At 59.8% G+C, this 7,224-nt stretch carries 10 protein-coding genes and 1 pseudogene; 8 read left to right on the top strand and 3 right to left on the bottom strand.

Annotated elements, in window-relative coordinates; all coding sequences use genetic code 11:
- Positions 1 to 154 precede the first annotated feature (154 nt).
- Positions 155 to 337: a hypothetical protein gene (locus RNA01_RS22575; RefSeq protein WP_003501420.1), complete on the bottom strand. Its 183-nt coding sequence runs from the start codon at positions 335 to 337 to the stop codon at positions 155 to 157.
- Positions 338 to 616: 279 nt separating this feature from the next.
- Here RNA01_RS22575 and RNA01_RS22565 point away from each other — a divergent pair, with 279 nt between their 5' ends.
- The 3 genes from RNA01_RS22565 (at position 617) to RNA01_RS22555 (ending at position 2,587) form a co-directional block, all read left to right on the top strand.
- Positions 617 to 823: a hypothetical protein gene (locus RNA01_RS22565; RefSeq protein WP_147182362.1), complete on the top strand. Its 207-nt coding sequence runs from the start codon at positions 617 to 619 to the stop codon at positions 821 to 823.
- A gap of 137 nt (positions 824 to 960) precedes the next feature.
- A complete protein-coding gene (locus RNA01_RS22560; RefSeq protein WP_147182361.1) occupies positions 961 to 1,554 on the top strand; it encodes a DUF6088 family protein in 594 nt (197 codons plus the stop codon).
- Positions 1,547 to 2,587, top strand: a complete 1,041-nt coding sequence (locus RNA01_RS22555; RefSeq protein ID WP_147182360.1) for a nucleotidyl transferase AbiEii/AbiGii toxin family protein — start codon at positions 1,547 to 1,549, stop codon at positions 2,585 to 2,587. Before RNA01_RS22560 ends, RNA01_RS22555 begins: the two co-directional genes overlap by 8 nt.
- Before the next feature lie 119 nt (positions 2,588 to 2,706).
- Here the strand turns inward: RNA01_RS22555 and RNA01_RS22550 are convergent, their stop codons facing one another.
- Positions 2,707 to 3,099 (bottom strand): LysR substrate-binding domain-containing protein, encoded by a 393-nt coding sequence (locus tag RNA01_RS22550; protein WP_235916851.1) that lies wholly within the window; start codon positions 3,097 to 3,099, stop codon positions 2,707 to 2,709.
- Between RNA01_RS22550 and cynS the strand changes: the two genes are divergently transcribed.
- Complete coding sequence (gene cynS / locus RNA01_RS22545; protein ID WP_210245808.1) at positions 3,040 to 3,540, top strand: cyanase; 501 nt, start codon at positions 3,040 to 3,042, stop codon at positions 3,538 to 3,540. The two genes, RNA01_RS22550 and cynS, sit on opposite strands and share 60 nt — an antisense overlap.
- Before the next feature lie 243 nt (positions 3,541 to 3,783).
- Here the strand turns inward: cynS and RNA01_RS22540 are convergent, their stop codons facing one another.
- Complete coding sequence (locus tag RNA01_RS22540; RefSeq protein WP_284727958.1) at positions 3,784 to 4,761, bottom strand: GlxA family transcriptional regulator; 978 nt, start codon at positions 4,759 to 4,761, stop codon at positions 3,784 to 3,786.
- Positions 4,762 to 5,011: 250 nt separating this feature from the next.
- On the opposite strand from RNA01_RS22540, the gene RNA01_RS22535 reads away from it, so the two are divergent.
- The 4 genes and pseudogenes from RNA01_RS22535 to RNA01_RS23955 form a co-directional block, all read left to right on the top strand.
- On the top strand, positions 5,012 to 5,848 hold the full coding sequence (locus RNA01_RS22535) for an alpha/beta fold hydrolase (protein ID WP_147182358.1): 837 nt from the start codon (positions 5,012 to 5,014) through the stop codon (positions 5,846 to 5,848).
- A gap of 108 nt (positions 5,849 to 5,956) precedes the next feature.
- Positions 5,957 to 6,265, top strand: a pseudogene (locus RNA01_RS22530) (DUF1348 family protein); the annotation flags it as partial.
- A gap of 2 nt (positions 6,266 to 6,267) precedes the next feature.
- On the top strand, positions 6,268 to 6,870 hold the full coding sequence (locus tag RNA01_RS22525; RefSeq protein WP_147182357.1) for a TetR/AcrR family transcriptional regulator: 603 nt from the start codon (positions 6,268 to 6,270) through the stop codon (positions 6,868 to 6,870).
- Between the two features lie 131 nt (positions 6,871 to 7,001).
- A partial coding sequence (locus RNA01_RS23955; RefSeq protein ID WP_210245807.1) for a hypothetical protein occupies positions 7,002 to 7,224 on the top strand: 223 nt, incomplete at its 3' end.

The raw sequence follows: 7,224 nt of genomic DNA, 5'->3' as shown, positions 1-7,224 counted from the left end.
CTCTGATCGGCAAGCCGCGAAGAGCAAAGGGGGCAAGGGCGCGGTTGGCAAGGTGCATATCTGCACCTCGGCACCTCCGTCCGCGCTAGCCGCGGCGAAGCTTCCCTTGCCACCTGCCGCTCGCAAGCGGCATCTGAAAAGGGGAGAAGCCGGCTCAATGAGCCGGCCCGTATTCGAAGGGATCGAATTCGGCGATGGTCTCGACCTCGCCGTCATCGAGTTCGTCGCTCGGAAGAACCCCGAACTCGTTCCCGGACCGGAAGAGCGTGACCGGAACCATCAGGGTGCGGGCGAGTGCGAAAGCGTGGCGTTGAGCGAGTGCAAGATCCTGTGCCATGTGAGAAACCTCCGTCCGGAGCGGGCCGATCCCGCTCGATGGCTCCTCAAAGGACCAGGGACGGTCGCGATCACCGCTGAGGCGAAGCCCAGCGGCCGCAGCTGGCTAGCGGACCCTCAACGGGTTGATCGACGGAGATCCGGACCTGGTCCAGGACGCCATCCATAAAGAGCGGGATTGGTTTGCTTCGGCGGGCCAACAGGTGTTCGGCACAGGTCTTTCACCTGCGTCATCCGGCAAATCGGTATATGCCTCCACTCGAACAACGCAGGAGAAAACATGGAAACCGGGGAAATCAGCAATCGTAGCGACTTCGCCCTGTGGGCAATCGAGCGGGCGCGGGAAATCGTAACGTCCGAGGGAGCTGCTTTTGCCATGGCCGCTCGCGATATGGACGAGGAGACGCTGGCGAAAGCTGCAGCCGCGCTTGGCAAGGCCATCAGTGATGGGATGTTGGAAGTGTTCGATGGCCTGATAGGTGAGTAGCGCTGGGTGGAGCGATAGGCGGACCACTGACCAATATTTTGATTGAAATTTCAGTCAGCGCGGCTCGGCTCCCCTGCCCTTCTCCTTCCGTTGCAAACTGTCAGAAACTCGCATATATTTCTGACAGGAGAGATGCCATGCAAAACCTAACGTCGCAAATCATGGGCCATGCCAAACGCCTGCCGGAAGGATCCGCGCTTTCGGCCAAGAGCTTTTTGCATCTCGGAAATCGTGCCGCCGTGGACCAGGCTCTGTCGCGTCTGGCCGAGCGCGGCGAGCTCGTCCGGGTCGGCCGCGGAATCTATATGCGGCCTGTCAAAAGCCGTTTTGGCAGCCGGCCGCCGACAGTTGAACAAGCGGTGGAGGCAGTGGCGCAGCAACGCGGCGAGGTCATCGTCTCAAACGGCGCCGCCGCTGCGAATGCTCTGGGCCTGACCACCCAGGTCCCCGTCCGCTCCATCTACCTGACATCCGGCCGCAGCCGGACGATGAGCCTTGGAAAGCAGACGGTCGAACTCAAGCATGTGCCTCGCTGGCAATTGGCCTTAGCCGATCGGCCCGCCGGCGTGGCGGTCCGTGCGCTCGCCTGGCTTGGGCCGGAGAAGGCCGATGAAGCATTGTCGAGGATCAAGCGAAAGCTGCCGCCGGACGAGTTCGGCGAGCTGTTGGCGGCGGCTCCGCAGTTTCCGACCTGGCTGGCAAGAAGCGTGGGAAAGGCTGCGCATGGCTGACCTGTTCCTGGCCCTGTCAAAGGATGACCGACGCGAAGCCTTGGCCGTGGCAGCCGACCGCACCGGACGGCCCATTCATCTGCTCGAAAAAGATGCCTGGGTCGTCTGGACGCTGCAGACACTCTATTCGTCCAAGCTCGGCGAGCATCTCGTCTTCAAGGGCGGCACCTCGCTTTCGAAAGCTTACGGCGCCATCAAGAGATTCTCCGAGGATGTCGATCTGACGTACGACATCAGGGCTTTGGCGCCGGATTTGGTCGGCGACAATGACGAGGTGCTGCCGAAAACCCGCAGCGAAGAGAAACGTTGGACCAGCGAAGTGCGAAAACGGCTTCCGGTCTGGGTATCAGAGTCGGTTGAGCCGGTTATCGCCGGCGCGCTGCGCGATCAATCTCTTCCAGCAGCAATCCGCCTCGAAGACGATACGCTCTACCAGGACTATGAAGCGGTGAGCAGCGGATCCGGCTACGTCGCTCCGAGCGTCATGCTCGAATTCGGCGCGCGGTCGACCGGCGAGCCGGCCAGTATCCGCGATGTCGACTGCGACGCCTCGGGTCAGGTCGCTGGCGTCGAATTTCCGAAAGCGAGTCCCCGTGTCATGCACGCCGAGCGGACGTTCTGGGAGAAGGCGACCGCGATCCACGTCTTCTGCCTACAGGAGCGGCTCCGCGGTGATCGGTTTGCGCGTCACTGGCACGACGTTGTCCGGCTGGACGATGCGGGCTTTGCCGAGGTCGCATTCAAGGATCGAGAGCTTGCCAACGCGGTGGCGAAACACAAATCCATGTTCTTTGCGGAAAAGGCGGCCGACCGCTCGCCCATCGACTACGCCGCAGCCGTCAGCGGTAATCTCGTTCTGGCACCGTCCGGAGAAGGTCTCCGTGCGCTTGGCGTGGATTACGAGCGAATGGTCGACGATGGTTTGCTGCTCGGCGATTCCGAGCCGTTCGAGCACCTGATCGAGCGATGCGCGCAAATTCAGACGCGTGCCAACAAAGCCGACACATTGGGATCGGAGAATACAGGCGAATAGCTTTAACCCGCCTTGAACGGATCCAAACCTACAATCACGCTATTTCGATCTACTGTGGCAGATACAGTTGCAAGCTCATCAACGCTTAGAGGTTTGAGCGGCCAGGTGTGTCAATGCACCTACAATCCTGCCGCAACCTCTTTTGCTAGCGCAACAAAGGCCTTGGTCGCAGCGCTTCGGTAGGCGTCTTTGCGCTGCATTAGAACGGCGGTGCGCTGCAGGAGCACCGGATCGAGGGTAATTGCTTTCAGGTCCTGATGGGCAAATGCGATCGTTGCGGGCAGGAGTGTGGAGAGTTGAGTCCTGCGGACAATCTCGATCACCGCGCTGATGGAGTTGGCCTCTATCCGCACATGGGGCTGAATACTGTGCTGATGGCAGAATCGGTCGATCTGATCGCGGGTGGCGAACTCCGCGCTCAGCAGTACCAATGACTCGGCGCTTACGCCCAGATCACCGAAGGCACCGGCCTGTCGGAGGCCTTCGTCATCGCCGCCCTTCTCGGCCAGCATCCGCTTCCGGCGAACGCCGCTAAGGCCGTAGGCAAGACGCTCGATCTCGACGACGCCGCCGTTGCCTTGCTTCAGACGGTTCCGGTCCGCGGCAGCATCGGGAATGGTCTGCCGACGGACCCGACCATCTACCGCTTCTACGAGATCGTACAGGTGTATGGGACCACGCTGAAGGCTCTGGTCCACGAGAAATTCGGCGACGGCATCATTAACGCCATCAACTTCAAGCTGAGCATCGAAAAGGTTGAAGATCCGGAAGGCGCCTCCCGAGCAGTCATCACTGCTCGACGGCAAATACCTTCCGACCAAGCCGTTTTGACGACGCTGACGGGCAGCGCGGCGCCTTGGGCGTTCGGGCTGCCTCTTCGGGGCTCCGCGGCCGCGCATCGCAGCTTATATGGCCTCCGCCACGGGCGCCACCGCGGCTTGCCCTCGCACTAGACAGCTCGGATCCTCCGGCGGTGACGGCGGTTGATGTCCAAGCGGGGGCGCCCTAGCAACCCTCTCTCTACCGATCTGTACAGGCCAATTGTTTGACAGCTAGATCTTATGAATCGCCGCACTTTCAAAGAGATCGGCCCTGCCGCCCATATTGCAATGAATTTGCGACCCCCAGCAGGCCCTTCTGTTTGAAGATGATCATCGTCGGCTGACGATCAGCTGGGCCTCGCATCTCCGAATCGATCAAATACGCGCATCGCCGCGATAGACGTTTGGTTTCGCACCCGTCAGCCGGCCAAACACCTTCCGGAATGCTGCCGGGTCCGTATAGCCGACCGCCCAGGCAATGCTCTCGACGGAACCATTTGTCGTCTCAAGCAACCGCCGCGCCTTCATGATGCGGACGTTCTGCAGATATTCGGTCAGTTTCAGCCGTGTCGCGCGGAAAAAGCGCCGCTGAAGTGTCCGTTCCGAAAGACGCACGCTATCTGCCAGTTCGCCGATCGACTTTTGCAGTTCCGGGGTCGCATGAAACTGGTGCTGGACCTGCAAGACTTCTTTGTCGCCGTGATCGAACCGCGGAAGAAAAGCCTTGTACTGGCTTTGACTGCGCCGCGGCGGATCGACGACGAGAAAGCGTGCCGTCTCCAGCATCACGGCTTGCCCGAGCATCTTTTCGACAAGCAGCAAGCCGAGATCCGCCCAGGCCAGGATGCCGCCGGCGGTGATTACGTCACCATCGTCGATGATCATATTGTCGGGCGAGACGTCGACATTGGGAAACTGTTCGGCGAGCCGTTCGGCAAACGCCCAGTGGGTTGTGGCGCGCCGGCCGTCAATGAGCCCGGTCTCGGCAAGGACAAACGCTCCGGCACAGATCGAACAGACGGTTACACCACGCGCATGCTGGGACGCGAGCCATTGCGAGGCGGGGCTCATGCTCTGCATTTTCTCCGGCATGACGATGCTCGGCGGCGCAATTATGTAGCTTAGAGAATGCGGAAGTCCGGGAAGCGAATCCCATGTGCAGGACACATTCCCGTCCTCCATCTTCCAGTAGCTGACGCGGATGGTGCGGCGACTTGTCGGCGTCTGCAGATCCGTCGACCAGTCGCTGGCGACGCGAAACAGATCGGTCAATCCATAGACGGCAGCCAACTGGCAGTCCGGGTAGACCAGCAATCCCACCTCTACGAAATCAGCGTCTTTGCATTTTGCCACTTTTGCCTCGGATAAAGTCATTTACGCCACGTGTTTCCGCCAAGAGATGGCGATACCTTCTCTTTGTCAAATACGGAATTCGCAAACACAGCGCGACAGGAGAAATGCAATGGCATCCGATACAGATAGGTTTTTCGTTTCGAGGCGCAGCGTACTGATCGGAAGCATCGCACTTGCCAGCGCGAGCATTCCGGAGCTCGCCTTCTCACACAACTCTTCCACCAACAGTTCATCGCAAGGAGATATCGACATGGGCTTTGTAACAACCAAGGACGGCACTGAAATCTTTTACAAAGACTGGGGTCCGAAGGACGCGCAGCCGATCGTCTTCCACCACGGCTGGCCGTTGTCGTCGGACGATTGGGACGCGCAGATGCTGTTCTTCCTCTCAGAGGGATATCGCGTCGTCGCCCATGACCGGCGTGGCCATGGCCGGTCTGCCCAGGTCGCCGACGGTCACGACATGGATCACTACGCGGCCGACGCCTTCGCCGTCGTCCAGGCGCTAGACCTGAAGAACGCCGTCCATATCGGCCATTCCACAGGCGGCGGCGAGGTCGCCCGCTATGTAGCAAAGCATGGCCAGAAGGCCGGCCGCGTTGCCAAGGCCGTTCTCGTCTCGGCTGTCCCACCACTGATGGTCAAGACCGTCGCAAACCCGGAAGGTCTGCCGATCGAAGTCTTCGACGGTTTCCGCTCGGCACTTGCCGACAACCGTGCGCAGTTCTTCCGCGACGTTCCGGCCGGCCCGTTCTACGGCTTCAACCGTGAGGGCGCCACGGTGCAGGAAGGCGTGATCCAGAATTGGTGGCGTCAGGGCATGATGGGCGGCGCTAAGGCCCATTACGATGGCATCAAGGCCTTCTCCGAAACCGACCAGACGGAAGACCTGCAGGCAATCTCTGTTCCGACCTTGGTACTGCATGGCGAAGACGACCAGATCGTGCCGATTGCCGATGCCGCCAGGAAGTCGATCAAGCTTCTGAAGAATGGTCAGATCAAGACCTATTCCGGCTTCTCGCATGGCATGCTCACCGTCAATGCCGACGTCCTGAACGAGGATCTGCTGGCCTTCATCAAGGGCTGAACCTGATCCCGCATGGGTGATCCGTGCCGCAGCCATCTCGGGTCGATGAAAAACATGGGAGGGGGGCCCGCGCCCCTCTCTCACGACCGCCACCCGGCAGATCGAGCCCGACCACACGCTCAGGCATTTCTGACACGCAAGTGGAACAGGGAGCACGAATACCGGCTCATCAAGGAGCTCTGGGCTTTCACCGGCAACCGCATCGCTGTACGGTACGCCTACGAATATCGCGACGACAACGGGCAGTGGTTCCGCGCATATGGTAACGAGAACTGGGAATTTGCAGAGGACGGCCTGATGGCGCACCGCCACGCATGCATCAACGAAATGCCGATCGCTGAAAGTGATCGTCTGTACCATTGGCCGCTCGGCCGTCGTCCGGATGACCATCCCAGCCTCAGCGATCTGGGCCTCTGATCATGGCCCGCATGGTCGCTGAAAGATCCGACGCCATCGCCTCCCTGGCCGAAGTTTTTCGCGAGCATGAATACGAAGGTGCGAGCCTTGCCTTGATCGGCAAGGCCACTGGCCTGGGCAAGGGTAGCCCGTACCACTTCTTCCCGAATGGGAAGGAGGTGATGGTCCGGGCTGTGCTCGCCGAGATCGAGCAATGGTTTGAAGATTACGTTTATTCTCCCCTGCGAGACGGGAACGATGCTGACGCCGCAATCGTGACAATGCTCGATGAAACTGCGAACTACTTCAGATCGGGCAAGCGCGTCTGTCTCGTCGGTGCCTTGGCTGTCGCCAACACGCGAGACCTCTTCGCACAGGCGATCCGGGGTTACTTCGTGGCTTGGGTAGACGCACTACAATCAGCTCTCATTCGGCAAGGCCGTGACGCTGAGCAGGCCCGTCTGCTCTCGGAAGACGCCGTTCTCGCTATTCAAGGAGCAATCGTTCTGTCCAGAGCGCTGGACGATCCGGCAGTCTTCCAACGCGCAATCAACCAGCTCCACCGACGATTGCTGGCCGAAGGAGAGACTGACCACATGCTAGGCTCCGCGTCCAAATCACCTTGATCCCACCTTTACTGAATCGGCGAAAACTTCTCGTGTGTTGTCATGGTATCAGTCGGGCAGATCTCCTGCGCCTTGAAAGGAACCGAACCTACGACCTCGACCAGATGGTGCCAACGCACTGAATATATGAGATGCTGCCCTCTGTTCTCATCTATAAGAAGGTTGCCATGACGCGAGAGGAATACGAGCGCGATCTATGTGCGAGAAGTGTGACCGCATCCTTCGTTAGCGTCAAGTATGATGCCGGATTCGATGGATGGGAACCGGAGGTCGGCGGTTGTCACGGCAACGTCGATTATTGGGTAAAGCACCACGTCGGGCATACCGCCGTTCGAGGGTGGATAGCATATATGG

It is taken from the genome of Paenirhizobium naphthalenivorans (genome assembly GCF_007992095.1).
GTDB lineage: Bacteria > Pseudomonadota > Alphaproteobacteria > Rhizobiales > Rhizobiaceae > Allorhizobium > Allorhizobium naphthalenivorans.
This window is presented reverse-complemented; position numbering and strand designations above follow the sequence as displayed.

What these genes read in the sequence shown, in the direction of transcription:
- RNA01_RS22560 (WP_147182361.1), top strand. Translation starts at nt 961, where the DNA reads ATGCAAAACCTAACGTCGCAAATCATGGGCCATGCCAAACGCCTGCCG.
- RNA01_RS22575 (WP_003501420.1), bottom strand. Translation starts at nt 337, where the DNA reads ATGGCACAGGATCTTGCACTCGCTCAACGCCACGCTTTCGCACTCGCC.
- RNA01_RS22555 (WP_147182360.1), top strand. Translation starts at nt 1,547, where the DNA reads ATGGCTGACCTGTTCCTGGCCCTGTCAAAGGATGACCGACGCGAAGCC.
- RNA01_RS22535 (WP_147182358.1), top strand. Translation starts at nt 5,012, where the DNA reads ATGGGCTTTGTAACAACCAAGGACGGCACTGAAATCTTTTACAAAGAC.
- RNA01_RS22565 (WP_147182362.1), top strand. Translation starts at nt 617, where the DNA reads ATGGAAACCGGGGAAATCAGCAATCGTAGCGACTTCGCCCTGTGGGCA.
- RNA01_RS22525 (WP_147182357.1), top strand. Translation starts at nt 6,268, where the DNA reads ATGGCCCGCATGGTCGCTGAAAGATCCGACGCCATCGCCTCCCTGGCC.
- RNA01_RS22550 (WP_235916851.1), bottom strand. Translation starts at nt 3,099, where the DNA reads ATGCTGGCCGAGAAGGGCGGCGATGACGAAGGCCTCCGACAGGCCGGT.